The organism is Marinobacter sp. C7 (assembly GCF_022343555.1).
Lineage (GTDB): Bacteria > Pseudomonadota > Gammaproteobacteria > Pseudomonadales > Oleiphilaceae > Marinobacter.
The window spans coordinates 1-506 of the sequence record NZ_JAKQZH010000106.1; the positions used below are offsets into that span (position 1 = coordinate 1).

The window sequence follows — 506 nt, forward strand, 5'->3', positions numbered from 1 at the left end:
ACCGTTCTTCCCGCAAGGGCCTCCGCGTCCAGCTCTATATGGCGCTGCGCGACATCATCCTGTCGGGTGGGCTTCGCGCCGGCGACCCGCTGCCCGCAACGCGCATTCTGGCCCGCGAGCTTGGCGTCTCGCGAACGACGGTGATCGATGCGATCGAGCGCCTCGTCCTGGAGGGCATGCTGGTGTCGCGGGTTGGCGCAGGAACCTTCGTCAGCGATGCGCTCGATGCCCAGCGCCCGGCGTCGGGTGCGCCTCAGCCTGCCAAAACCGGGAAAAAGCCGCGGCTCTCCTATGCCATCACCCATGCCGGACCATCCTATGCACGGCGCAACTGGCTGCCGCATGAGGCCCGGGCCTTCATTACCGCGCTGCCGGCGCTTGACGCCTTTCCGATGACCAACTGGGCGCGCATTTCCGCCCGGCAATTGCGCGGCGCGCGCAGCGCCGTCATGGGCTATGGCGAGCCGAAGGGCATGCGGGCCTTAAGGCGCGCGATAGCCACGCAT

General features: G+C 68.0%; 1 protein-coding gene. It reads left to right on the forward strand.

The genetic code is table 11. The annotated features are described in order from the left end of the window. Positions 1 to 506, forward strand: a 506-nt coding sequence (locus MD273_RS18970) for a GntR family transcriptional regulator (RefSeq protein ID WP_239039312.1), incomplete at both ends; no start/stop codon positions are given.